Source organism: Mesorhizobium montanum, from assembly GCF_033977145.1.
Taxonomy (GTDB): Bacteria; Pseudomonadota; Alphaproteobacteria; order Rhizobiales; family Rhizobiaceae; genus Mesorhizobium; species Mesorhizobium montanum.
This window is the reverse complement of record NZ_JAVIJF010000025.1, coordinates 1-24,431: the sequence shown is the minus strand read 5'-3', so window position 1 is coordinate 24,431 and position 24,431 is coordinate 1. Positions and strand designations below refer to the sequence as shown.

The 24,431-nt window shown below is 62.6% G+C and carries 23 protein-coding genes; 11 read left to right on the top strand and 12 right to left on the bottom strand.

Going from position 1 to position 24,431, the window contains the following annotated elements:
- Nucleotides 1-39: 39 nt before the first annotated feature.
- The 8 genes from RFM68_RS27905 to RFM68_RS27870 all read left to right on the top strand — a co-directional run bounded on the left by RFM68_RS27905 (nucleotide 40) and on the right by RFM68_RS27870 (nucleotide 11,412).
- Nucleotides 40-2,778, top strand: a complete 2,739-nt coding sequence (locus tag RFM68_RS27905; RefSeq protein ID WP_320236233.1) for a nitrate/nitrite transporter — start codon at nucleotides 40-42, stop codon at nucleotides 2,776-2,778.
- Between the two features lie 14 nt (nucleotides 2,779-2,792).
- Nucleotides 2,793-6,536 carry a nitrate reductase subunit alpha gene (locus RFM68_RS27900; RefSeq protein WP_320236232.1) on the top strand — a complete coding sequence of 1,248 codons (3,744 nt, stop codon included), beginning with the start codon at nucleotides 2,793-2,795 and terminating at the stop codon, nucleotides 6,534-6,536.
- Nucleotides 6,533-8,059, top strand: a complete 1,527-nt coding sequence (narH, locus tag RFM68_RS27895; RefSeq protein ID WP_320236231.1) for a nitrate reductase subunit beta — start codon at nucleotides 6,533-6,535, stop codon at nucleotides 8,057-8,059. Before RFM68_RS27900 ends, narH begins: the two co-directional genes overlap by 4 nt.
- Complete coding sequence (gene narJ, locus RFM68_RS27890; RefSeq protein ID WP_320236230.1) at nucleotides 8,059-8,751, top strand: nitrate reductase molybdenum cofactor assembly chaperone; 693 nt, start codon at nucleotides 8,059-8,061, stop codon at nucleotides 8,749-8,751. Before narH ends, narJ begins: the two co-directional genes overlap by 1 nt.
- A gap of 12 nt (nucleotides 8,752-8,763) precedes the next feature.
- Nucleotides 8,764-9,543 carry a respiratory nitrate reductase subunit gamma gene (gene narI / locus RFM68_RS27885; RefSeq protein ID WP_320236229.1) on the top strand — a complete coding sequence of 260 codons (780 nt, stop codon included), beginning with the start codon at nucleotides 8,764-8,766 and terminating at the stop codon, nucleotides 9,541-9,543.
- A 3-nt stretch (nucleotides 9,544-9,546) separates the two neighbouring features.
- On the top strand, nucleotides 9,547-10,446 hold the full coding sequence (locus RFM68_RS27880) for a peptidylprolyl isomerase (RefSeq protein ID WP_320236228.1): 900 nt from the start codon (nucleotides 9,547-9,549) through the stop codon (nucleotides 10,444-10,446).
- Nucleotides 10,447-10,456: 10 nt separating this feature from the next.
- Complete coding sequence (locus RFM68_RS27875; protein WP_320236227.1) at nucleotides 10,457-10,741, top strand: hypothetical protein; 285 nt, start codon at nucleotides 10,457-10,459, stop codon at nucleotides 10,739-10,741.
- A gap of 83 nt (nucleotides 10,742-10,824) precedes the next feature.
- Nucleotides 10,825-11,412 carry a DUF2478 domain-containing protein gene (locus RFM68_RS27870; protein WP_320236226.1) on the top strand — a complete coding sequence of 196 codons (588 nt, stop codon included), beginning with the start codon at nucleotides 10,825-10,827 and terminating at the stop codon, nucleotides 11,410-11,412.
- 267 nt (nucleotides 11,413-11,679) lie between these two features.
- Here the strand turns inward: RFM68_RS27870 and RFM68_RS27865 are convergent, their stop codons facing one another.
- The 4 genes from RFM68_RS27865 to RFM68_RS27850 all read right to left on the bottom strand — a co-directional run bounded on the left by RFM68_RS27865 (nucleotide 11,680) and on the right by RFM68_RS27850 (nucleotide 17,561).
- A complete protein-coding gene (locus RFM68_RS27865; protein WP_320236225.1) occupies nucleotides 11,680-14,946 on the bottom strand; it encodes an efflux RND transporter permease subunit in 3,267 nt (1,088 codons plus the stop codon).
- Entirely contained in the window at nucleotides 14,943-15,944 is a 1,002-nt protein-coding gene (locus tag RFM68_RS27860) for an efflux RND transporter periplasmic adaptor subunit (RefSeq protein WP_320236224.1), read from the bottom strand. Before RFM68_RS27860 ends, RFM68_RS27865 begins: the two co-directional genes overlap by 4 nt.
- A 91-nt stretch (nucleotides 15,945-16,035) precedes the next feature.
- Entirely contained in the window at nucleotides 16,036-16,239 is a 204-nt protein-coding gene (locus RFM68_RS27855) for a YgaP family membrane protein (RefSeq protein WP_320236223.1), read from the bottom strand.
- 29 nt (nucleotides 16,240-16,268) lie between these two features.
- Entirely contained in the window at nucleotides 16,269-17,561 is a 1,293-nt protein-coding gene (locus RFM68_RS27850) for an NAD(P)/FAD-dependent oxidoreductase (protein WP_320236222.1), read from the bottom strand.
- Between the two features lie 123 nt (nucleotides 17,562-17,684).
- On the opposite strand from RFM68_RS27850, the gene RFM68_RS27845 reads away from it, so the two are divergent.
- Together RFM68_RS27845 and RFM68_RS27840 are read left to right on the top strand one after the other, a co-directional pair.
- Nucleotides 17,685-18,026: an ArsR/SmtB family transcription factor gene (locus RFM68_RS27845; RefSeq protein WP_430694951.1), complete on the top strand. Its 342-nt coding sequence runs from the start codon at nucleotides 17,685-17,687 to the stop codon at nucleotides 18,024-18,026.
- 170 nt (nucleotides 18,027-18,196) lie between these two features.
- On the top strand, nucleotides 18,197-18,601 hold the full coding sequence (locus RFM68_RS27840) for a host attachment family protein (protein WP_320236221.1): 405 nt from the start codon (nucleotides 18,197-18,199) through the stop codon (nucleotides 18,599-18,601).
- 317 nt (nucleotides 18,602-18,918) lie between these two features.
- On the opposite strand, the gene RFM68_RS27835 is transcribed toward RFM68_RS27840, so the two are convergent.
- The 3 genes from RFM68_RS27835 to RFM68_RS27825 all read right to left on the bottom strand — a co-directional run bounded on the left by RFM68_RS27835 (nucleotide 18,919) and on the right by RFM68_RS27825 (nucleotide 21,488).
- Nucleotides 18,919-19,578: a plastocyanin/azurin family copper-binding protein gene (locus RFM68_RS27835; protein ID WP_320236220.1), complete on the bottom strand. Its 660-nt coding sequence runs from the start codon at nucleotides 19,576-19,578 to the stop codon at nucleotides 18,919-18,921.
- A 443-nt stretch (nucleotides 19,579-20,021) separates the two neighbouring features.
- Nucleotides 20,022-20,849, bottom strand: a complete 828-nt coding sequence (locus RFM68_RS27830; RefSeq protein ID WP_320236294.1) for a universal stress protein — start codon at nucleotides 20,847-20,849, stop codon at nucleotides 20,022-20,024.
- 105 nt (nucleotides 20,850-20,954) lie between these two features.
- Nucleotides 20,955-21,488 (bottom strand): flavin reductase family protein, encoded by a 534-nt coding sequence (locus tag RFM68_RS27825; RefSeq protein WP_320236219.1) that lies wholly within the window; start codon nucleotides 21,486-21,488, stop codon nucleotides 20,955-20,957.
- A 216-nt stretch (nucleotides 21,489-21,704) separates the two neighbouring features.
- Between RFM68_RS27825 and RFM68_RS27820 the strand changes: the two genes are divergently transcribed.
- The gene (locus tag RFM68_RS27820) at nucleotides 21,705-22,070 is read left to right on the top strand and encodes an SHOCT domain-containing protein (protein ID WP_320236218.1); all 366 of its coding nucleotides are present in this window, start codon (nucleotides 21,705-21,707) and stop codon (nucleotides 22,068-22,070) included.
- A gap of 157 nt (nucleotides 22,071-22,227) precedes the next feature.
- On the opposite strand, the gene RFM68_RS27815 is transcribed toward RFM68_RS27820, so the two are convergent.
- The 5 genes from RFM68_RS27815 to RFM68_RS27795 form a co-directional block, all read right to left on the bottom strand.
- On the bottom strand, nucleotides 22,228-22,353 hold the full coding sequence (locus tag RFM68_RS27815) for a hypothetical protein (RefSeq protein WP_320236217.1): 126 nt from the start codon (nucleotides 22,351-22,353) through the stop codon (nucleotides 22,228-22,230).
- Between the two features lie 114 nt (nucleotides 22,354-22,467).
- Nucleotides 22,468-22,917 carry a pyridoxamine 5'-phosphate oxidase family protein gene (locus RFM68_RS27810; protein ID WP_320236216.1) on the bottom strand — a complete coding sequence of 150 codons (450 nt, stop codon included), beginning with the start codon at nucleotides 22,915-22,917 and terminating at the stop codon, nucleotides 22,468-22,470.
- An 11-nt stretch (nucleotides 22,918-22,928) separates the two neighbouring features.
- The gene (locus RFM68_RS27805; RefSeq protein WP_320236215.1) at nucleotides 22,929-23,645 is read right to left on the bottom strand and encodes a phosphoribosyltransferase; all 717 of its coding nucleotides are present in this window, start codon (nucleotides 23,643-23,645) and stop codon (nucleotides 22,929-22,931) included.
- A gap of 3 nt (nucleotides 23,646-23,648) precedes the next feature.
- Entirely contained in the window at nucleotides 23,649-24,080 is a 432-nt protein-coding gene (locus RFM68_RS27800; protein ID WP_320236214.1) for a DUF2267 domain-containing protein, read from the bottom strand.
- A gap of 79 nt (nucleotides 24,081-24,159) precedes the next feature.
- Nucleotides 24,160-24,431: aminotransferase class I/II-fold pyridoxal phosphate-dependent enzyme (locus RFM68_RS27795; protein WP_320236213.1), on the bottom strand; the 272-nt coding region annotated here is incomplete at its 5' end.

The window sequence follows — 24,431 nt, the reverse complement described above, 5'->3', positions numbered from 1 at the left end:
TCCGATCCTTGAGGCCAATGTCGAAGGGGGCTGCCGACAATGAAAACGACCGCGTATCCGAAGTCCGGTCAAATCCTGGGCGCAAGCACGGCCGCGTTTACGGTCTGCTTCGCGGTCTGGACCATCTTCTCCATTATCGGCATTCGCATTCGCCAGGAACTCGGTCTCACCGAGACGCAGTTCGGCCTGCTTGTCGGCACACCGATCCTGACCGGTTCCCTGCTCAGGGTCGCGCTTGGCATCTGGACCGACCGGTACGGCGGCCGGATCGTCTTCACGGTGAACATGCTGGCGGCCGCGGCCGCGACTTTCCTGCTGTCTTATGCTCACACGTATCCGCAGATGCTGGTCGCGGCTCTCGGCGTCGGCATCGCCGGCGGCTCCTTTTCGGTCGGCGTCGCCTATGTGTCGCGCTGGTTCCCGCCACAACGGCAAGGTACGGCGCTCGGCATCTTCGGCGCGGGCAATGTCGGCGCCGCGATCACCAAACTCCTCGCCCCCTTTGTGCTCGTCGCCTTCGGATGGCAGGCCGTGGCTGAGGTCTGGGCAGGGGCCCTCGTCGTCATGGCCGTCATCTTCTGGTTCACGACGGACGATGATCCGGTCATCGTCGAACGTCGGCGGTCGGGCATCAAGCCGAAAAGCGCCTGGCTCGAACTCGAGCCTCTGAAGAACGTGCAGATCTGGCGTTTCGCGCTCTACTATTTCTTCGTGTTCGGCGCCTTTGTCGCGCTCGCGCTCTGGCTGCCGCAATATCTGATCAATGTCTACGGCCTCGACATCAAGACGGCCGGCATGATCGCTGCCTTCTTCTCGGTGCCGGCGAGCCTGTTTCGCGCCTATGGCGGGCACCTCTCTGACAGCTTCGGCGCGCGCCGCGTGCTCTACTGGACTTTCCTGGTTTCGGTCGCGGCGGCCTTTGTCCTGTCCTATCCGCCAACCGACTACATCGTCCACGGCGTCAACGGCCCGAGCTCCTTCCACATCGAGATGGGCCTCTTCGGCTTCATCGTCACGATCTTCGTGCTCGGTTTCTTCATGGCCCTCGGCAAGGCCGCCGTCTACAAGCACATCCCGGTCTACTATCCCGACCATGTCGGTTCGGTCGGCGGACTCGTCGGCATGATCGGCGGCCTGGGCGGTTTCGTGCTGCCGATCCTGTTCGGCCTGCTGCTCGACCTGACCGGCCTCTGGACGAGCTGCTTCATGGCGCTCTTCCTGCTGGTTTCCGGCGCGCTGCTCTGGATGCATATGGCCATCCGCCAGATGGAACGCGGAGCCGTCGGCGAGGCCCTCGCCAAGCTGCCGCCTTTCCCCGAAATGCAGCAAATGCCGGAGCCTGTGGCAAGGACCCGAACGGGCGGCGCCCTTACCGACTGGCGTCCGGAGGACAAGACCTTCTGGGCTGAAACCGGCCACCGCATCGCCAAGCGCAACCTGTGGCTTTCGATCCCGGCGCTGCTGCTTTCCTTCGCGATCTGGCAGGTGTGGTCGGTCGTCGTCGCCAAGCTTCCGCTCGTCGGCTTCACCTTCACCACCGACCAGCTCTTCTGGCTCGCCGCCCTGCCCGGACTCTCCGGGGCGACGCTGCGCATCTTCTATTCCTTCATGGTGCCGATCTTCGGCGGCAGGCTCTGGACGACGCTGACGACCTGGTCACTCATCATACCGGCCGTCGGCATCGGCTATGCGGTGCAGAACCCCGACACGCCCTATGCAGTGCTGTTGATCCTGGCGCTGCTCTGCGGCTTCGGCGGCGGCAACTTCGCCTCCTCCATGGCCAACATCTCCTTCTTCTTCCCGAAGGCGCAGAAGGGAAATGCGCTTGCGCTCAACGCCGGCCTCGGCAATCTCGGTGTCAGCGTCGTCCAGTTCGTCGTGCCGCTGGCGATCACCACCGGGATGTTCGGCTGGCTCGGCGGCGACCCGGCCATGGTCAAGGGACCGGCCGGCGATGCGCCGCTCTGGCTGCAGAACGCCGGCTTCGTTTTCGTGCCTTTTATCGCGCTCTCGGCATTTACCGCCTGGTTTGGCATGAACGACATCGCTTCGGCCAAGGCATCCTTTGCCGAGCAGGCCGTGATCTTCCAGCGCCGCCACAACTGGATCATGTGCTGGCTTTACACAGGCACTTTCGGATCCTTCATCGGTTATTCGGCCGGCTTCCCGCTGCTCACGAAGATGCTGTTTCCGGACGTCAACGCACTCCAGTTCGCCTTCCTCGGCCCGCTCGTGGGCGCTCTCTCGCGCTCGGGCTCCGGCTGGCTCGCGGATAAATATGGCGGTGCGCGTGTCACCTTCTGGGCCTTTGTGCTGATGATCGCAGGCGTTTCCGGGGTCTTGTGGTTCATCGGCATCAAGGATCAGCCGGGCGCGTTCATGGGCTTCTTCGCGGCCTTCCTGCTGTTGTTCTTCGCCACCGGCGTCGGCAACGCCTCCACCTTCCAGATGATCCCGGTGATCATGGCCAAGGAGATGGGCCGCTTGTTGCCGAAAGCCAACGCGGAAGCGCGTCGGCAGCAGGCGGAGAAGGAGTCCGCCGCCATCACGGGCTTCACCTCGGCGATCGCGGCCTTCGGCGCGTTCTTCATCCCGAAGAGCTATGGCACCTCGATCGCGCTCACGGGCACGCCGAATGCGGCCTTGTGGGGTTTCCTTCTCTTCTACGTGAGCTGCCTCGCCGTCACCTGGACTGTCTACACCCGCAAGGGGGGCCTTCTCCACGCCATCGAGCGCGCCAAGCGCGGCGCGCCCGCCCATCCGGCCGCAGCCGAATAACCAGGGGCAAAAGAATGTCACATTTTCTCGACCGGCTAACCTTCTTCCGCAAGACCGTCGACAGTTTCTCCGACGGCCACGGGATCGTGACCAATGAGGATCGCTTCTGGGAAGACGGCTACCGCAAGCGCTGGCAGCACGACAAGATCGTGCGCTCCACCCACGGCGTGAATTGCACCGGCTCATGCTCGTGGAAGATCTACGTCAAGGGCGGCATCGTCACCTGGGAGACGCAGCAGACCGACTATCCGCGAACGCGGCCCGATCTGCCCAACCACGAGCCTCGCGGTTGCGCGCGCGGCGCCTCCTACAGCTGGTATCTCTATTCCGGCGCCCGGGTGAAATATCCGATGGTTCGCGGCAGGCTGTTGAAGCTGTGGCGGGCGGCCCGCGCCAAGATGAGGCCCGTCGCGGCCTGGGCCTCGATCGTCGAGGATGAAAGCAAACGCAAGTCCTACACCTCGATCCGCGGCCATGGCGGCTTCGTGCGTGCCACCTGGGACGAGGTGAACGAGCTCGTCGCGGCGGCCAATGCCTATACGGTGAAGTCTCATGGTCCCGATCGCGTCATCGGCTTCTCGCCGATCCCCGCCATGTCGATGGTCTCCTATGCCGCGGGCTCGCGCTATCTGTCACTGATGGGCGGCGTGTGCATGTCGTTCTATGACTGGTACTGCGACCTGCCGCCGGCGAGCCCGCAGACCTGGGGCGAGCAGACGGACGTTCCCGAAAGCGCCGACTGGTACAATGCCGGCTTCATCATCGTCTGGGGCTCCAACGTTCCGCAGACGCGCACTCCGGATGCGCACTTCTATACCGAAGTCCGTTACAAGGGCACCAAGAGCGCGGTCGTCAGCCCGGATTACGCCGAGGCGACCAAGTTTGCCGATATCTGGCTCAACCCGAAGCAAGGAACGGACGCCGCGCTGGCGCTGGCGATGGGGCATGTCATCCTTCGCGAGTACTACCTCGATCGCGCGGTGCCCTATTTCGACGACTACGCCCGCAAATACACCGACTTGCCATTCCTTGTTCGCCTGACCGAACGCGACGGCCGGTTCGTTCCCGAACGGCTGCTTCGCGCCTCCGAAATAGCCGGCGGCCTGGGCGAAACCAACAATCCGGATTGGAAGACGGTTGCGATCGACGACAATACGGACGCTCTCGTCGCGCCGCGCGGCTCGATCGGTTATCGCTGGGGCGAGAACGCAAAATGGAATCTCGAGGAGAAGGACGGCAAGGGCCAAGACATTCGCCTCAAGCTGACGCTTGCCGGCAAGAAGGCCGAGATTGCGGCTGTCGATTTTCCCTATTTCGGCGGCCGCGCCACCGAACATTTCGTCTCGACCGATCACGGTGAAATCCTCACCCGCAATCTGCCGATCCGGCGGATCAAGCTGAGCGACGGCTCGAAGGTGGCGGTGGCCACGGTATGCGACCTGATGATGGCAAATTACGGCCTCGACCGAGGCTTTGGCGGCGATCACACGGCCAGCAATTACGACGAAGATGTGCCGTTCACGCCGGCATGGGCGGAGCGCGTCACCGGTGTCGAACGTGACGCGATCGTCACCGTCGCACGCGAGTTCGCCACCAATGCGGAAAAGACCAACGGCCGTTCGATGGTGATCCTCGGCGCCGGCGTCAACCATTGGTACCACATGGACATGACTTACCGTGGGATCATCAATCTCCTGGTGTTCTGCGGCGCCATCGGCCAGTCGGGCGGCGGCTGGTCACACTATGTCGGGCAGGAGAAGCTGCGGCCGCAGACCGGCTGGACGCCGCTTGCCTTCGCGCTCGACTGGAACCGGCCCCCTCGGCACATGAACTCGACCTCCTTCTTCTACGCCCAGACCGACCAGTGGCGCTACGAGACGCTCACGGCCGCTGAGATATTGTCGCCGACAGCGCCGGAGGGAGACTGGAACAAGAGCTTCATCGACTACAATGTCCGCGCCGAGCGCATGGGCTGGCTGCCCTCGGCGCCTCAGCTCAAGCAGAACCCGCTGACGATCGCCGCCAAGGCCGAGGCCACCGGCCTCGAGCCGAAGGACTATGTCGCCAAGGCGCTGAAATCCGGCGACCTGGAACTGTCCTGCCACGACCCGGACGATCCCGCCAACTGGCCGCGCAACATGTTCGTCTGGCGTTCCAACCTGCTCGGCTCGTCCGGCAAGGGACATGAATATTTCCTCAAGCATCTGCTCGGCACCACCCACGGCGTGATGGGCAAGGACCTCGGTCCCGAAGGGGCGGTCCGCAACACCGAAGTCGCCTGGCATGAGACGGCGCCGCAGGGAAAGCTCGACCTCCTGGTCACGCTGGACTTCCGCATGTCGACCACCTGTGTCTACTCCGATATCGTGCTGCCAACGGCTACCTGGTACGAGAAGAACGACCTCAACACGTCCGACATGCATCCCTTCATCCATCCGCTGTCGGCGGCGGTGGATCCGGCATGGGAGGCGCGCTCCGACTGGGAGATTTACAAGGCCCTCGCCAAAGCTTTCTCGGAAGTGTCGCCGGAGGTGCTGGGCGTCGAGCAGGATGTGGTTCTCACACCGATCCAGCATGACAGCCCTGCCGAGATGGCCCAGGCCCTCGACGTCAAGGACTGGAAGCTTGGCGAAGTCGAGCCAATCCCGGGCAAGACGATGCCATCGGTGGCGCTCGTCACCCGCGACTATCCCAATCTCTATGCCCAGTTCACGGCGTTGGGGCCGCTGATGACGAAAGTCGGCAATGGGGGCAAAGGCATTGCCTGGGACACCAGGCACGAAGTCGAGGCACTTGGAGCATTGAACGGGCTACACCGCCTGGGTGCGGGCAAGGGATTGCCGAAGATCGAGACCGACATCGACGCCGCAGAGGTCATCCTCATGCTGGCGCCGGAGACCAATGGCGAGGTGGCGATCAAGGCCTGGGAAGCCTTGTCGGAGATTACCGGTCGGGAGCACGCCCACCTTGCCTTGCCGAAGGAAGACGAGAAGATCCGCTTTCGCGATATCCAGGCGCAGCCGCGCAAGATCATTTCGTCGCCGACATGGTCTGGCATCGAAAGCGAGAAGGTCTGCTACAACGCCGGCTATACCAACGTCCACGAATTGATCCCGTGGCGGACGTTGACCGGCCGCCAGCAGCTCTACCAGGATCACCTGTGGATGCGCGCTTTCGGCGAGGGGCTCGTTACCTGGAAGCCGCCGGTGGATCTCAAGACGATCCCGGGCATCAAGGACGTCCGCCCCAACGGGCACAAGGAGATCGTCCTCAACTTCATCACGCCGCACCAGAAGTGGGGCATCCACTCCACGTACTCGGATAATCTCCTGATGCTGACGCTTAACCGCGGCGGTCCGGTGGTGTGGATCTCCGAGACCGACGCCAAGACGGCCGGTCTCGTCGACAATGACTGGGTCGAAGTCTTCAACATCAACGGCGCGCTCACCGCGCGAGCCGTCGTATCCCAGCGCGTCAAGCCGGGCATGATGCTGATGTATCACGCCCAGGAAAAGATCGTGAACACGCCAGGATCGGAAATGACTGGCAATCGTGGCGGCATCCATAACTCGGTCACCCGAACGGTGCTGAAACCCACTCACATGATCGGCGGCTACGCACAGCAGTCCTACGGATTCAACTATTACGGCACCGTGGGTTCCAACCGCGACGAATTCATCGTCGTCCGCAAGATGGCCAATGTCGACTGGCTCGAAGGGCCGCTCGAATCCGAAGCGCCGAAGGAGGCCGCAGAATGAAAATCCGTGCGCAGATCGCGATGGTGCTGAACCTCGACAAATGCATCGGGTGTCACACCTGCTCGGTCACCTGCAAGAACGTCTGGACCAACCGTGAAGGGGTCGAATACGCCTGGTTCAACAATGTCGAGACCAAGCCGGGTGTCGGCTATCCCAAGGAGTGGGAGAACCAGAAGAAATGGAATGGCGGCTGGAGGCGTAAAGCCAACGGCAAGATCGAGCCGAAGATGGGCGCGAAATGGCGCATCCTTGCCAACATCTTCGCAAACCCTGATTTGCCGGAGATCGACGACTACTACGAGCCGTTCACCTTCGACTACCAGCATCTGCACACCGCGAAGGAATCGAAGGCTTTTCCGACGGCCCGCCCGCGCTCGGCCATTACCGGCGAGCGGATGGAGAAGATCGAATGGGGACCGAACTGGGAAGAGATCCTCGGCGGCGAATTCGAGAAGCGGTCGAAGGACGTGAATTTCGAGGGCGTCCAGAAGGACATCTACGGTCAGTTCGAAAACACCTTCATGATGTACCTGCCGAGGCTTTGCGAGCACTGCCTCAACCCGGCCTGCGCAGCGGTGTGCCCGTCGGGCGCCATCTACAAGCGCGAGGAGGACGGCATCGTCCTGATCGACCAGGACAAATGCCGGGGATGGCGCATGTGCGTTTCCGGCTGCCCCTACAAGAAGATCTACTACAACTGGTCGTCGGGCAAATCGGAGAAATGTATCTTCTGTTATCCCCGCATCGAGGCGGGGCAGCCGACGGTTTGTTCTGAAACCTGCGTCGGGCGCATTCGCTATCTTGGCGTGATTCTCTACGACGCGGACCGGATCGAGGCAGCCGCCAGCATTCCCGATGAGAAGGATCTCTATCAGGCGCAGCTCGACGTCTTCCTCAATCCCAACGACCCGGCCGTCATCGCCCGGGCCCGCGCCGACGGGATTCCCGACAACTGGCTGGAGGCGGCCAAACTGTCGCCCGTCTGGAAGATGGCGATGGAGTGGAAGATCGCCTTTCCCCTGCACCCGGAATACCGCACCCTGCCGATGGTCTGGTATGTCCCGCCGCTCTCGCCCATCCAGTCGGCAGCGGCCGCCGGCAAGATGGGCCTGGACGGCGACATGCCCGACGTGCGCAGCCTGCGCATCCCGCTACAGTATCTTGCCAATCTGCTGACGGCCGGCAATGAGGAGCCCGTGGCCCTTGCGCTCGAACGCATGCTGGCGATGCGAAGCTACATGCGAGCAAAAACGATCGACGGCCGCCTCGACGAGTCGATCGCGGCGCGGGTCGGCCTGACAGGCGCAGCCATCGACGACATGTACAAGGTGATGGCGATCGCCAATTACGAAGATCGTTTCGTCATCCCGACGTCGCACCGCGAATGGAGCGAGGATGCCCAGGACCTGCGTGGCTCCTGCGGCTTCTCCTTCGGCAATGGCTGCTCGGGCGGTTCCACCGAGACCAATCTCTTCGGCACCAAGCAGACCAAGCGGCCGACAAATCCGATGGAGATCGCGTGATGCTGTCGAACAGGACCTTCAAGGCGCTCTCGGCGCTCCTTTCCTATCCGACCGAGGAGCTTTGCGCGGCAATCCCGGAAATCGCCGCGACGATTGGGGACGAAGGATTGGTATCGGACGAAGCAGGCAAGCACCTGCAGGCCTTGCTTGCCGATCTGGCCACCCTGGATCTCTACGACCTGCAGGAGCGCTATGTCGAGTTGTTCGACAAGACGCGCCGCCACTCGCTGCATCTGTTCGAGCACATCCATGGCGAAAGCCGCGATCGCGGCCAGGCGATGGTCGACCTGGCTGAACATTACCGGTGTGGCGGCCTTGTCGTCGCGGCAAACGAATTGCCCGACTTCATTCCGCTTTTCCTCGAGTTTCTTTCTGCCCGTCCCTTTGAGGAGGCGCGTGGCCTGCTCAATGAAACCGCCCACATCTTCTCGCTTCTGGAAGAGCGGCTCGCCAAGCGCAACGCAGGCTATGCCGCCGTGTTCACGGCCATACGCTCGATTGCCAGCGAGCCCACCATGGCGGCGGATGCTGCCGAAATCGACGAGCCCGACGACCTGGCGGCCATCGACGCCGCCTGGGAAGAGACCGCCGTCGCATTCGGTCCCGGAAATGCGACCGACGGCTGTTCCGTCGACCGGCTGAGAATCCAGATGCGCGCCGTCAATCGCGATGCGCGCAACAACGCGGCCTGACGGAGGCAAGCTATGTCCGACACAATCAACCACGCCCTCTTTGGCTGGTATCCCTATTTCTGCCTGACCATCTTCCTGCTCGGCAGCCTGATCCGCTTCGATCGCGAGCAATATACCTGGAAGACGGGCTCCTCCCAGCTGCTGCGGCGGCGCCAGCTCCGCTGGGGCTCCAATCTGTTCCATGTGGGCATCCTGGTGATCTTCGGCGGCCATTTCGTCGGCCTGCTGACGCCGATCTGGATCTTCGATGCGCTTGGGGTCTCGCATAGTTTCAAGCAGGGCCTTGCCATCACCGCCGGCGGCATCGCCGGCGTTGCCTGCTTCATCGGCATAGCGCTCCTTGCCCATCGCCGGCTGTTTGATCCGCGCATCCGCAACACGTCGGCGCCGGGCGACATCGCGATCTTGTTGCTGCTCTGGCTGCAGCTCACGCTTGGCCTTTCAACCATATTCGTCTCGCTCGGCCACATGGACGGCCACGAGATGGTGAAATTCATGAACTGGGCGCAAGGCATTCTCACCTTGCAGCCGGCGGCCGCGGCCTATGTCGCCGACGTCAACCCGATCTTCAAGGCGCATCTCCTGCTCGGCATGACGATCTTCCTGGTCTTCCCGTTCACGAGGCTTGTCCATGTCTGGAGCGCGCCGGTCTGGTACCTCGGCCGTCCCGGCTATCAGGTCGTGCGCACGCGCTTCGCCGTCCGCCGGTCGCCCGCGCTCGCGCCGGTGATGCGGTCGCCTGCGCCGATGCGACGGCCCGCCGCCGCTCCCTCCCACCAGCCTGCGGAGTAGACCATGGCCGCGCTCGTCATCGATCATTCGGCCGACCGCAAATCGTCCGAACATCCGCACGAACACCGGCCCGCAACTCCCGACACGACGCCGTCCCGCGAACGCGTGGCGATGCCGCCAGTGACCGTCAACGGCGTGGCGATATCGCGAAAGGCGATCGCCGCCGAGGTGCAGAACTTTCCCGCCCGCAATCCCGGCGAGGGCTGGCGTGCCGCAACCCGCGCGCTCGTCATCCGCGAGCTGCTCCTGCAAGAGGCCCGGCGTATCGGTATCGTTGCCGAGCAGCGGATCGATCGGGATGGGCGTAGGGAGACCGTCGAAGACGCGCTGGCGCGCGGCCTGATCGAACGCGAGGTTCGCGTTCCCGAGGCGGACGAGGAGATGCTGAGGCGCTTCTATGAGAACAATCTTCGCCGTTTCGTGACGCCATCGCTCTATGAAGCCGACCATATTCTCATAGTGGCTCGTCGCGATGACAATGAGGCCTTTGCCGCCGCGCGTGAAAAGGCGCTCTCGCTCAGGTCCCGCCTGGCCACGGCGCCTGGGCGTTTCGCGGCGCTGGCGCAAGACTGCTCGGATTGCCCGTCGGGAGCCCTTGGCGGCAGCCTCGGCCAGATCGGGCCGGGCGACACGACGCCCGAGTTCGAGGCCGCTCTCGTCGATCTCGCCCCAGGCGATATCTCGCAGCCGGTGGAGACGCGCTACGGCGTCCACCTCATCCGCCTGACGCGGCGCATCGACGGCCGCGAGCTTCCGTTCGAGGCCGTGCGGGAACGCATCGCGTCCTATCTAGCCGATCACGTCAATCGGCAGGCGACGGCGCAATATGTGGCTCTCCTTGTCGGCCGGGCGGATATCGGCGGAATTGCCATCGACGGCGCATCCTCGCCGCTGGTGCAGTGAGGAGGAGGCGATGCTCGGGAACCTCATTGCCTCGCTGGACGATCCGGACGCAGCCATGGCCATCGTTGCCGCTATCGATGCGCCTGCCCTGGTCGCGCGCCTGGCCGCGGCCGCCGATCAGTCCGGCCGTTCGCCGGCCGATGTCGTCGGCTCGGCCGTCCGCAATTTCATCGACACCGCCTCCGACGATCTGTGGACCCAGCTCATCGGTCTCATGAACCGCGCCCAAGATCCTGGCCTCGCCGCCATGCGCGCGATTCTCGAAAAGGCGCTGCCTGCAGCGGGCGAGGCGTGACGGGTCGTGTCGGCGGCCCGGCCTGTGGGGTGACGGACCGGAACCGCCCGACAGGCAAGAATTCCAGTTGAAGGAGATCCATCATGCAGCGCGACTGTCCCATTACCGCGATCGTTTACTCGAACGGATCGGAGTTCGAGGCATTCCTGCGGGAAATTGCCGCCATCATGGCCGAGCGGGAGATGCGATTGGCCGGCCTTGTCCAGCTGAGCGAGCCGAAACCGGATCGCGTGAAATGCGACATGCATCTGCGGGACCTCGCGACAGGCAAGCTCCACGGCATATTCGACGATCGGGGTGGCCATGCCCGCGGCTGCGTTTTGAATACCGATCGGCTGCTTCGCGCCTGCGAAGCCGCCGGAGCTGAGTTGTCCGGCAAGACCGATCTCCTGGTTCTCTGCAAATTCGGAAAGACCGAGGTCGAAGGCGGTGGCTTCAGGCCCCTGATTGCAAAGGCGCTAGACCTTTCCGTGCCGGTGCTGATCGGCGTGCCCGTCATCAATCTCGCACCGTTCCGCGAATTTGCAGCCGACCTCGCCCGAGAAATAGAACTGCCTCGTCTGCCGTCCGATCGGTTCGCGGCGTTGGACCGTCTGCTCGACCGCAGTGCGACGGCGCGTGGCCCCTATCAATCCCAGGACGGGAGAATGGCCGGTGCCGAGGTGGCTTGAGATCATCGTGCGTTCCGTCGTTGCCGGCGGAACCGTGGGTGTTTGGGCGGCTATTGTCAATTTGGCGGGAGGCCCTTCAGTCTTGGTCGCCCTGGTGGCGATCCTGATAGTGTTCGGCGTCTCCAGCGATCTCCGCCAGAGCTGACGCAATTCCAGGAAAAGTGTGAAACTGTCAGGTTCGGCGACTTCGCCGTGGCCTTCCGTCTGGAATTGCATCAAAACAAAGAGATAGAGCGGCTCGCCGTTTCCGTGAAACGGTGAAACGATCTATTGGCTTGCTGGCTCGGGACTCTTGGTCAGCGGTGCTGCGACAGGTTCGTTGTAACCAGCATCGGCACGCGGGCCACCGCGCAGCGCCACATAGATCGCCGGGATGACCAGCACCGTCAACAGCGTCGACGAGGCGAGGCCGAACAGCAACGAGATAGCCAGCCCCTGGAAGATAGGGTCGGTAAGGATTACTGCGGCCCCGATCATCGCCGCGAGGGCGGTGAGCAGGATCGGCTTGAAGCGGATCGCTCCGGCCTTGAGCAGCACGTGAACGAGCGGTCCGTCTGTCGCCCTGGCGTGCCGGATGAAATCCACCAGCAGGATCGAATTGCGCACGATGATCCCGGCGAGCGCGATGAAACCGATCATCGAGGTGGCCGTGAAGGGCGCGGCGAAGGCCCAGTGGCCGAGCATGATGCCGATCAGCGTCAGCGGGATCGGGGTCAGGATTACCAGCGGCAGCTTGAACGAGCCGAACTGCGCGACGACCAGGATGTAGATGCCGAGGATTGCCACCATGAAGGCCGCGCCCATGTCGCGGAAGGTCACCCAGGTCACCTCCCACTCGCCATCCCACAACAATGTGGGCTTGGACTCGTCGTCCGGCTGGCCGTGCAGCGCGATCTGCGGCTTCGGCAGCGCGCCCCAGTCCGCCTTGGCGATCGCATCGTCCACGGCGAGCATGCCGTAGACCGGCGCCTCGAACGCGCCGGCCAGTTCGCCCATCACCATCTCGGCCGGGCGCCCGTTGTGGCGGAAGATCGGGTAGGAGGCCGCCTCCCGGCTGACCTGCACGACGTCGCCAAGCTCGACAACATCGCGCGCGCCGGGAAGCGCGTTGGCGGCCACCGGCGTGGCCTTGGCACGCTGATCGACCACGCCATTTGTCTTGGACAAGGCGATGCGGATCGGGATCGGCAGGCGTCCGCCGCCTCGGTGCGAGTAGCCGACCGTGGTCCCGCCGTAGAGATAGCTCAACGTGTCATACACATCCGTCTGCTCGACCTTGTAATATTCCAGCTTGTCCTGGTCGATCGAAAGTCGGAGCCGTTCCGGCTGGTTGTGGAAGCTGTCGTCGACATCGACGATGAACGGGATGCTGGCAAAGGTCTCGCGAACCTTGGCCGCGACCGCGCGGCGGGTCTCGGCGTCCGGCCCGTAGATTTCGGCCAGCAGCGTGCCGAGCACCGGCGGCCCCGGTGGCGGCTCGACCACCTTCAGCACCGTGCCCGCCGGCATCGCCATTCCCTTCAGGCGCTCGCGCAAATCGAGCGCAATTGCATGGCTGGCGCGGCTGCGCTCGCCCTTGGGAAGCAGGTTGACGGCGATGTCGCCCTGCTCGGGGCTTGATCGCAGATAGTAATGGCGCACCAGGCCGTTGAAGTTGAAAGGCGCGGAAGCGCCTGCGTAGGTCTGGAGCGAAACCACTTCGGGCACGGAGGCCAGCCGGTTCACGGCTGCCTGCAGCAGCCGGTCGGTGTCCTCGACCGACGAGCCCTTGGGCAAGTCCGCGACTATCTGGAGTTCGGTCTTGTTATCGAAGGGCAGAAGCTTGACCGTCACGTGCTTGGTGTAGATCAGCGCCATGGACGCAATGGTGGCAATGCCCACGACCGAAAGGAACGCCCAGGCTCTGAGCCGCGACTTCAAGATCGGCCGCGCCACCACGACATAGATCCGTCCCAGCACGCCGCCATGCGCGCTGCCGCCGTGGCCATGCGCGCCGGCCTGATCCTTCCCACCGAGCTTCATCATCAGCCATGGTGTCAGCATCACCGCGACGAAGAAGGAAAAAAGCATCGCGGCCGAGGCATTGGCCGGGATCGGGCTCATATAGGGGCCCATGAGGCCGGAGACGAACAGCATGGGAAGCAGCGCCGCCACCACGGTCAGCGTCGCCACAATGGTGGGATTGCCGACCTCGGCAACGGCATCGATCGCTGCCTGGGCGCGCGAGCGTCCATCGTCCATCGCCCAGTGGCGCGCGATGTTCTCGATGACCACGATGGCGTCGTCGACGAGAATGCCGATGGAGAAGATCAGCGCGAACAGGCTGACACGGTTCAGCGTGTAGCCCATGATGCGCGATGCGAACATAGTCAGCAGGATGGTCGTGGGTATCACGACAGCCACGACCAGAGCCTCTCTCCAGCCGATAGCGACGGCGACCAGCAGGACGATGGAGATGGTCGCCAGGCCCAGATGGAAGAGCAGTTCGTTGGCTTTCTCATTGGCCGTCTCACCGTAGTTGCGCGTCACGCGCATCTCGACATCCCTTGGGAAGACCTGGCCGCGCACCTGCTCGAGGCGCTTGACGATCGTATCGGCGATGACGACCGCATTGGTGCCCGGTCGCTTCGCGATCGCCACCGACACGGCCGGCGTGCGCTCGAGACCGGGGTCGGACTTGATGATGTTGGTGACGCGGTTCTCCGCCGGCGACGTCGCGAGCACGACGCTGGCGACGTCGCGGACATAGACCGGCCGGCCGTCGCGAGCCGTCAGCAAAAGGTTGCCGATGTCTGACAGAGCCTGCAGCGTCTGGCCGGCCACCAGCACACGCTGATTGCCCTGGTCGCGCACTGCGCCGATTTGGAAAGATCGGTTGGCGCCCGCGATCTTGCCCGTCAACTGCTGCAGCGTGATGCCATACAGCGAAAGCTTTTCCGGATCCGGCTCGACCTGGATTTCTTCCGGCTGCTCGCCGACTATGTAGGTGAGGCCGATATCGGGAAGCTTTGCGACCTCGACCTGCAGTTCATGCGCAAGACGCGTCAAGTCGGCCGAAGAGTAGCGTGCCGCCGCTTGCGGCGCCGGCGCCAGCGTCACCACAACTATGGCCACGTCATCGATGCCGCGGCCGACGATCAGCGGCTCCGGAATCCCGACAGGGATGCGATCCATGTTGGCCCGGACCTTGTCGTGGACACGCAGGATCGCGGCGTCCGAGCTGGTGCCGACCTTGAAGCGCGCAGTTACCAGCGCGCCGTCATCCATCGTCTGCGAGTAGACGTGCTCGACGCCGTCTATGCCCTTGATGATCGTCTCCAGTGGCTCGGTCACGAGCTTGACGGCATCCTCGGCCTTCAGGCCGTTCGCGGATACGTGGATGTCGACCATGGGTACGGAGATCTGCGGCTCCTCCTCGCGCGGCAGCGTGATCAGGGCCACAAGCCCAAGCGCCAGGGCGGCCAGCAGGAACAGGGGCGTCAGCGGCGACGCGATGAAGGAACGGGTAAGCCATCCGGCGATGCCGAGTTTCATGGCAGGATGACCTTGTCGCCATCGGCAAGACCACTCAGGATCTCGATGCGCGGCTGGCCGGCGTCCTGGAATTCCCCGCCCAGCACGACGGCGACCTCGAGCGGGCCGTCCGCCGTCTCGACCGTCACGTAGTCTATGCCGTGGACGATCCTGAGTGCCTCGGGCGGGACGCCGAGCATGGTCCGTTTGGCAACTGGTATCGACACGAGCGTGCGCTCATTGACGAAATAGGTTCCGATATCGGCGACTTCGACGTCGGCAATCACGCGACCGTTCTCGATCTCGGGGTAGACCTTGGCGATCCGCCCCTCGCTGGCCTTGACGAAGCCGGCATTGGTCCCTGTGCCGCGTTCGCCGATGTCGACGCGGGCGCCTTCCGTTATCTCGACGGCGTGCCGTTCCGGCAAGGACAGTCGCAGATAGTACTGGCCCGACGCCACCCGCGCGGCGGGCTCGCCCGCCATGATCACCGAGCCGGCGGCTACTGGAACCGTCAGCACCCGGCCGTCGGCCGGAGCTAGGACATCGCCTTCCCTGGTACTTTGCTCGATGACCGCCTTCTCGGCAATCGCGGCTGCCAGCTGGTTCGTGACGACATCGAACTGCGTCTTTGCGGCGTCGACCCGGCTTTGGGCGGCCGCCCCTTTGGCGAGCAGGTCTTGCGCGCGCTGCAGATCGACGCGGGCGCTATCGAGTTGCGAATCCAGCGCCGCGATCTTGGCGTCAGCGGCTCTGAGCTGCAACGCGAGCTTGTCGTCGACCACCGTGGCGATCACGTCGCCCTTGCCTACCTGGGCACCCTCCGAGACGCGGACGGACGAGACGGTTCCCGAAATCCTCGCCCTGGCCGGCAGGATGGCGCGGCTCTCCACTTGTCCGTACACCGCCTTCATCTCGGTGACGGTGGAGGCCTTGACTATGAATTCGGCTGCGCCCGCATCGGCCGCGACAAAGCCGGCGGCGCCGATCAGAAGAATATTCGTGAGGGCGGACAGCATGGTTCTCATTGCGCTTGTCTCGTCGGTTGAAATGGTCCGGGAGGCGACTGAGCCGCCTCCCGGACGCCATCCGATGCTCGATGGCTTGCCGTTATTTGAACGCCACGCCCGGCTTGCAGCCGAGTTTCTTGAAGGCCATCGCCGCCGGGCAGAAGCCCGTGACCGAGGCCTGCATCATGTTGAGCCCGGCGAATGCGGTCAGCAGGAACCAGTAGGGCGAATAGTAGATGCCGAGCGCGAGCGATATCAGCACCATGGAGCCCGCGAACATGAGAACCGCCCTGTCTATCGTCATGATCCTTTTCTCCTGAAGTTTGCCGGAGCCTATTCGGCCGGCTCGATTTGGATTGCCTTGAGTTTCTTGATGCCGAGAATGTCGAGCGCGAGCCCCTCGTAGAAGGTCTCGCTCTTTCCCTGCCGGACCTTGTGCAGGAAGTATTTCTCGAAGCCGACCTTGGCCGCGTGGACCCACTTGCCTTGCGAGGACCAGTTGACGTTGCGCGGCGGGATCTGTGGCTGCGCGACGAAGGCTATGCCTTCATCGCCGAAATCGGCGAGGCAGACCGCGTTCCACGTAGCGACAGCCCTGGGCTCCTCGCCGCGCAACAGCGCGCCGATGTTCTCGGCAGTCGCCGTGACCATGGATTCGATCATGAAGCCGGTCTTGGGAACGCCGACCGGCAGCGGCGTCTTGCCGACCGGAGGGATGGCGACGCAGACGCCGATCGCGAATACGTTCGGATGGGCCTGATTGCGCTGATATTTGTCGATGTTGACGAAGCCGCGCGGATTGACCAGGCCCTCGACACCCGTCAAAGCCGGAACCCCGCGGAAAGCGGGCAGCATCATCGAGAAGGCGAAGGGCAGGTCGTGTTTTGCCTTGGTCGTTCCGTCCTCGTTGACTTCATCGACATGCATCATGTCGGCGTCGACAGAAGCGACCTTGGCGTTGGTGATCCACTTGATGTGGCGATCGCGCATGGCGCTCTCGAGCAGGCCCTTGGTGTCGCCGACCCCGTCGAGTCCGAGATGACCGATGTAGGGCTCCGGCGTCACGAAGGTCATCGGCACGCGGTCGCGTACCTTGGCCCTGCGCAACGCGGTGTCGAGGATGAAGGCGAACTCGTAGGCAGGGCCGTAGCAGGACGCGCCCTGAACGGCGCCCACGACGACTGGGCCGGGCTTGCGGACCAGTTCATCGAACTTCGCCCGCGTGGCGACGGCATGGTCGATGTGACAAATGGATTGGGTATGCCCGGCAGGTCCGAGACCCGGCACTTCATCGAAGGCAAGATCGGGGCCGGTCGCGATGATCAGATAGTCATAGTCGACGAAGGAGCCATCGTTGAGCTCAACCCGGTTTTCCTTCGGATGCACCTTCTTGGCGCCTTCGGGACGCAGCGCGATGCCGCGCCGCTTGAAGGTATCCGCCAGATCGACAGTGACGTCATTGCGCTCCCGCCATCCTACGGCCACCCAGGGATTGGAAGGTACGAAGGAATAGGACGTGCCGAGCGTGACGACGGTCAGCCGGTCCTCTCGGCGCAGCTTGTCACGCATTTCGTACGCCATGATCGTGCCGCCGAGGCCTGCTCCGAGGACGACGATGTGGGACATGATGATCCTCCCGTTGGTTCGATCTTTGCAGCATCCTGCGCGGGAAAGTCGTGTTCCGCGTTGATCAGGCTCAATTTCCAAACGGGGCGCTGCGACTGTAAGGTGCGGCGTCGAAGAGCCCGAATGGCGAGCTTGCATGTAACATTCAAAGATTATAAATTCAAGAACATGAATGTAAGAGATTTGATCCCGGCCTCGGGCCGGGCGGCGGAGCTGCTTCGGAGCCTGTCGCACCCGCAGCGGTTGCTCGTGCTGTGCGCCCTCGGCAATGAGGAGCGTTCGGTGGCCGAGTTGCGAGAGCTTCTCGACATCGATCAGGTGCCGATGTCGCAACAGCTTATGCGGCTGAGGGCCGACGGACTGGTCGAAGCCCGTCGCGAAGGGACGACGGTCTACTACCGGATCACGCGGCCGGAGGTGCTCACGGTGATCGAGGCACTACATTCAGCCTTCTGCCCGAATTAGCCTGGTGCGTTGCCCGCAGCATCTTTCGCTATCATGGGCCGGTCATGGCCTTGCCCGGCTTTGATCAGGGTCAAGGCGACGCAGCTCGATCCGGGGTTACCTGCCTGGCATAGCAATGAAATGACCGGACGGCGCTGCGGCGCTCGGCTGATCCGACTTCGGAGAAACACATGATCCTGAATAACGGCACTCTTGTCGCGGTCACGGATGGCGAGAGCTTGCGGCTGTTCCACAACAAGGGACACGAACCTCATCTCGACCTGATCGAAGTCGAGGATTCCGTCCTTCAAGTGGCCCACGCCGGATCGGGCGGCAGACATCGCAATTCAACCGCCAATCCGGACGAGTCGCGCCTGCGTGAAGACGATTTTGCAGGATCGGTCGCAGCCTATCTCAATTATCAGGCGCATGAAAAAGACTGCGAGCACATCCTGGTCATCGCCGATCCGCGCACTCTTGGTGAGATGCGAAGGCACTATAAGCCATCGTTGAGCGCCAAACTTGTCGGCGAGATCGCCAAGGACTTTGTCAAGCATTCTGTGATGTCGATCAAAGGCGCCATAGAAACTGCCTGACCCAATCGACACTCTGCTCGCTTCGATCAGCATGGTCACCCACGTCTAATCGCTATGCCGTGAGGGCCTCGCGACAGCACGATTGAACATTCGATGTGCCTGTCCCAGGGAGTACAGGCCCCGGTCGCCTGCTCGCCGCTTCTTGCGCTCGACATATGGATCACTTGTCGCGATCCTACCCCCGAGGAGCTGGGGACCGGAGCCCCGCGTACGTCGCAATGCACATTGCGACGGCGTTTAGCCATTCACAACTCGCGCCCGCGGTTTCGCTGGCCGAGCACGCCCGCGGCTCGTCGCCGGGCGTGCTCGGTGCCGTTTCACTGAACTTTGATGGTGGCCCACATGCCGTTCATGAAATGATCGGGGATGTTGCAGAAAACCGCGTAGAAGCCAGGCTTAAGGTCGAGCGTCAAGGAACCCGCCTTGCCCGGATCGAGTTCCGAGACCTCGCCCAGATGGCCGGCCGCGTCCTCATCGACACGGTTCTCGTTCGGAACATATGGCAGCGTCGTCTTCTTGGGGTCGGTCACGGGCACAACAATCATCTCATGGACGGTGGCCTTCGAGGTGTTGGTCACATCGAAGGTCACCTTGCCTGCCGGCACGACCTTCTTGTCGAGCTGAATCTTCATCATCGCCATGCTCATGTTCGCCGGCATGCCCATCCCCATCTTGGCGTCGGGGTTCACGTCGCCACTCTTGTCCCACAATTTGACGTTGACCGTGGTCTCCGCGAATGCCGGCGCCGCAACTGCCAGCGTGGTCAACGCCAATCCAATTTTCAAAAACTGCATCGAGTGCTCCTGACCGCCATCCGGCGACCACAGCTGGCGGGCTGCTTTGAAACATGATCGGTCGCGGGCGCCGTCTAGCAAACGCAGCCTGACAGGACGCTGACGATAGCCGGCGATGCGAACCCTAAAGATGTTTGATTTGACGCAAAACGTGGGAGCGGTTCGGATCTGCTCGGGGGTCAAGGTAATGCTTCCAGCATCGAGGCAGCGGGGGGCGCAATGGCCTTGATCCGCATCAAGTTCAGCGGGAGGCGTTCAACCAGTCCAGCGATCGCTTGGGTGCTCAGCTCACAGAAGCGAGAAATGCGAGCCCCGGAACACGAGGAATTGGCCGGTGATCAAAGGGACCCGCAAGATGGGACCGTCCTCTGCGCTGTCTTGCACTGGTTGTCCGCGCACCCAAGGGTGCGCCTTCAGCACATCTCTCCAGATGGTTGGAAAGTCCAATCCCTTGCTTCTTTCGGCGTTGCACGTGTCGACAAGCTTAGCGACGGCATTTCTCATTGAGCGAAGTTTACCTGACTGGCTGATTGCGAGACATATGAAGGATTTTGACCCGAAGAATTTGATCTCGATCAATGCACCGAAAAAATTCGCTCACAGCGGCACCCACGCATTTCGGGGCGTCAGTTCGACATCAGCCGGTTGAGCCAGACCTCGTCGAGCAGCGAGCGGGTGACGCCGCCGAATACCCATTCCCTCAACCGGCTGTGTCCGTAGGCACCCGACACGATGAGTTCGGCATTCACCGCGGCGAAAAAATCGACGAGACGATTGTTCTCGTCGTCGTCCGTCTTGACTATTTCGGTACGCGCCTTGATGCCGTGGCCAGCCAGGAAGCTCGCTACATCATTGACACCGTTCCTGATCCAATCGTCCGGATTGCGATCGACCGCCACTATGGTGACTTCATTGGCCATGACCATCAGCGGCACGGCATCCGCCACCGCACGCCTCGCTTCGCGCGTGTCCTTCCAGGCCACCACGATCCGGCGGGCTGGCAAACCCGTCGCGCCATCGGCAGCGACCAGGACCGGCCGGCCGGCGCGCAGCACCAGCGACCCCGGATCGACTGTGCGGTAGGAATCGCCCGTGGATGCGCCTTGTGAAGCGCTGGCGACAACCATGTCGGCCATACGAGCTCCCCTGGCCAGGGCATGATCCGGATTTTCGATCGCGCCATGCCAGCCCGTCTTGACCGCTCCGGCCACCAGTCCCTCGAATTCACCCTTCAGTTCGATCAGGCGGCGTCGGATCTCATCCCTCGACTGCTCCCAAATCTCGGTGGCGATGGCCGCGCCCTCAGGCGCCATCGTCACCGGCAATGGAGCGTCCGCGGCGCAGAATCCGATCAAACGGGCGTCAAAGCGCTTGGCCAGGTCCACACCAACCCGCGTGAGCGGTTCGATCGGACCATCAATATTGAGGTTCAGGAGGATTGATTTGTAGCTCATCGCACGCACTTCCGGTTTGATTGCTCTCGGTGAGCTGAACCCTATTTCGGAGAAACGCGCGCGCCTTGATGCGGATCAAAGTCGTCCCTGCTCCGGCACCCAACCTCAAGGCATGCGGGATTCGAAATAGATTGCCTCGCCATCGACGACGAAGGCGCCGTTCCCGATGTGATGGATGGTTTTCGGCCTCGGCTGTCCCGGGTCGATCCAGGCTTTGAGGACTTCCAGCACGAAAAGATTGTATTTGTTGACCATGCGCGTATCGACCACGCGGCATTCGAGATTGGCGAAGCACTCGGCCACGAGCGGCGCCGATACCCGCTCGGCGTGAAGCGGCGTCAACCATGCCGTTGCGAACTTATCCGTATCCCGGCCGGAGCAGTTGCCGACCTTCACGACCTTCTCCGCAAGGCCGACGGCAGGGATTGCAATCACGCACTCCTTCGTTTGACGCAAGGCGAAGAACGAGAGGTCATTGCTTGATACGATGCAGGCAATCATTGGCGGCGCGACTGACACCATCGTGTGCCAGGACATGGTCATGACATTCGAGCGGCCCTGCCCGGATCGCGTCGAAAGCAGGACGACTGGACCGGGCTCGATGAGCCGGTAGACTTCGGCAAGCGGCAATTCCTTCATATCCGTCTCTCGCTTTGCATCTGCAATGGGCCTGTTGTTGTGGACTTGTCGCGGGCATTGCCATCATTCGCGTTGATCAAGGTCAAAGCCGAGATGCCGGGCCGAATGGCGACCGAGCCGGATTGATCCTGATCAATGCGAGCTTGCGCCGGACCTGCGATGTTGGAGCAGGACGAACAAGGGCTCGTCCATGTCCATTCAAGATGGAGCACGCCAATGCAGAAGGCTTTGATGAAGTCCGTCGCGGTAGCGAGCGCTGCTCTGGCCCTTGTGCCAAGTGCAGCATGGGCGCAGGCACCGTCCGACATCGGAAGGTATGATTGGGGACCCCACATGATGTGGTGGGGCGGAGGTTGGTATGCCATGATTTTCGGTCCGCTGTTCATGATCCTCTTCCTCGCGTTGCTATTGGCAGCCGCGGTCTTTCTCGTCCGCGGCCTGGGCGGACCGTCGTCGGGGCCAGTGTCACAGCATCACCCGGTCGCCAGCCGCACACCGGTTGACATTCTCAGGGAACGATTTGCGCGCGGCGAGATCGATAAGGAAGAGCTCGAAGAAAGGCGCCGTGTGCTCGGCGAATAACCGGTGTTTGCGCTCCGGCAGGAGTTATGGACGTCGGCCGCCTTGAAAGCGCGCGTCCATGGTGGTCTCCGAAATCATGTGACCAGCCCCTGGCGGCATCCTGACGGCCGTCGGCCTTGATGCTTGTCGACTGCAAGGACGGGTATCCGAAACGCGGCTATGCTTCGAACCAGGTGCCCTGCCGGCCTTTGACGATCTCCACCACGTCTTCGAGCCGCCCAATCGCAGACGGATTGCCGGTTGCTTGAACGAATTCGATCGCAGCGCTGATCTTGGGATCCATCGAGCCGGCCGGAAAAGCGAATCCACGACAGGATGCCTTAGATGGGCCGCTCAAGCAGCCAGTAGCTTCGAGCGGCCGTCTGCCTTGCATGGCTTCCGCTCGGCCTCGCCATGGTCAGCTCTCGATCGCCTCGCGGCCCGATACTTGCGCGATGAAAATTCTGAAGAATACGTGCGGGAGGTGCTCGGCATCTGAGGAGGTGGCCGGCTTGAGCGCGCCTGGCTCCCACCAGTCGGCGTGCTTGCTCAGGAGGGACCAGGCGTGATCGAGTTGGACCTTGTGTCCGATCCGATCGGGAAGTTCCTCATAGCGGCCATTGACTATCACACTTTTCCAGCCCCGACCCGCACCATGTTCGTCGACCTGCACGGACACGAGCGGATTGGTGCGCATCCAGTCGATCTTCTTGCCCTGCATGGAAAAGGCATAGAGGTGGTTGTCCGCGTGAGCGTAGTAGAAGGGGACGATATAGGGCTGCCCGTCCTTCGCGCAGGCCAGGCGGCCGACCCGATTGGCTGTCAGTAGCTTGGTGCACTCTATCGCCGAAAGGGTGCGGATCATCATAGGTGAAACTCCTAAGCTTCGTGCCGCGACTTGTCTGTGGCGTGCGGCCCGGAACGCCTTCCTTCGCCGGCGTTACGACGACCACCTCGCGCCTGAGCAGCGAGGGCCATGATGTCGAGGACCTCGCTGTCGCAGAGCTGCGGGAAGTTGCCATAATAATAGCTGAGTGCCCGAAAACGGGCAGGCTGATTGAGGCAGATCGTCAAATCCGCTTCTTGTGCAAGTTCGTCCACGATCTCCGGTGGCGCCACGGGCAGCGCCACAATAATCTTTCGCGGCGAACGTCGCTTCAAGGCGCGAATGGCGACCTTCATCGTCGTTCCGGTCGCCGCCCCGTCGTCGACGATGATAACGGTCTTGTCGGCCACCGACAGGGGCGGGTCTTTCCCACGATATACCGTTCGGCGCCGTTCCAGTTCGGGGCGTTCTTGCGCGATCAAAACACGAAGAGCGCCGTCGTCGAGAGCATAGGCTTCCACGATCTCCCGGTTGAGAACGACGTCGGGAGGGTCTCCGTCCACGATGGCGGCCACGGCCAGTTCCGGATTGCCCGGTGCTCCGACCTTTCGAACGATCACCAGATCCAGCGGCGCCTTGAGGGCCTTGGCCATCTCGGCGGCCACGGGGACGCCGCCTCGTGGCAGGGCAAGCACAATCGGATCCTTCAGCTGAAGCGGCTGCAGGGATGCTCCGAGCTTCTGCCCCGCCTCCTGGCGATCGCGAAACATCGGTCATCCCTCCGGCCAGAGTTGGCGCAGTGATTTTTTCATCGAGTTTCGGACCTGGACGATCTCGCCGTGGGAAATGTGCCGGTCGAGGAGCTTGAACACCGCTCCGATGGCCTTGTCGACGTCGATCTCCGGCTCGTAGCCAAAGCTGTCGCGGACACAAACGACGAAGTCGCGTTTCTTCCGTTCCCATGCCGGTTCGGCCGGGTTCCACCCTTCGAAGTAGATGCCTCTGATCAGCGTTGGCAGCTGGGCCGACAGATCGGCCATTTCCTCCTGCGAGAGCCAGTCGCGCAAGGTATGCAGGACCGCCTTCAACAGGCGAAACGCGCTCTGTTCATTCCAGTCCAAATCCTTTGCAAGTTCGTTCACCCATTGCTGCGCCTGCTCGGAGGCATGGGTGATGGAAGTGTGTGAAACAGCGTGCGTCATCATTATCATCCCTCGACTGTTTCTATTCTCTCTTACCGGGAACTGCGCGCATTGTTCCGGATCAAGTTTTACGCGTTGGATTTCAGCCGCCTGACTTCGGCACCAGCAGCGGAATAATGCGGTCGCTCTTGGCAACGGCCGGGCGCCCGGTCGCGCCATAGGGAATGCCCAGCGCGTCCCAGGTCTCGACCAGCGCATCCTGCAGCTCGGCGATCAGCGCGTCCGAGTGGAACGGCGTCGGCGTGATGCGCAGCCGCTCGGTGCCGCGCGGCACCGTCGGATAGTTGATCGGCTGAATGTAGATGCCGTGCACACCAAGCAGGCGGTCGCTCGCCATCTTGCAAAGCTCGGGAT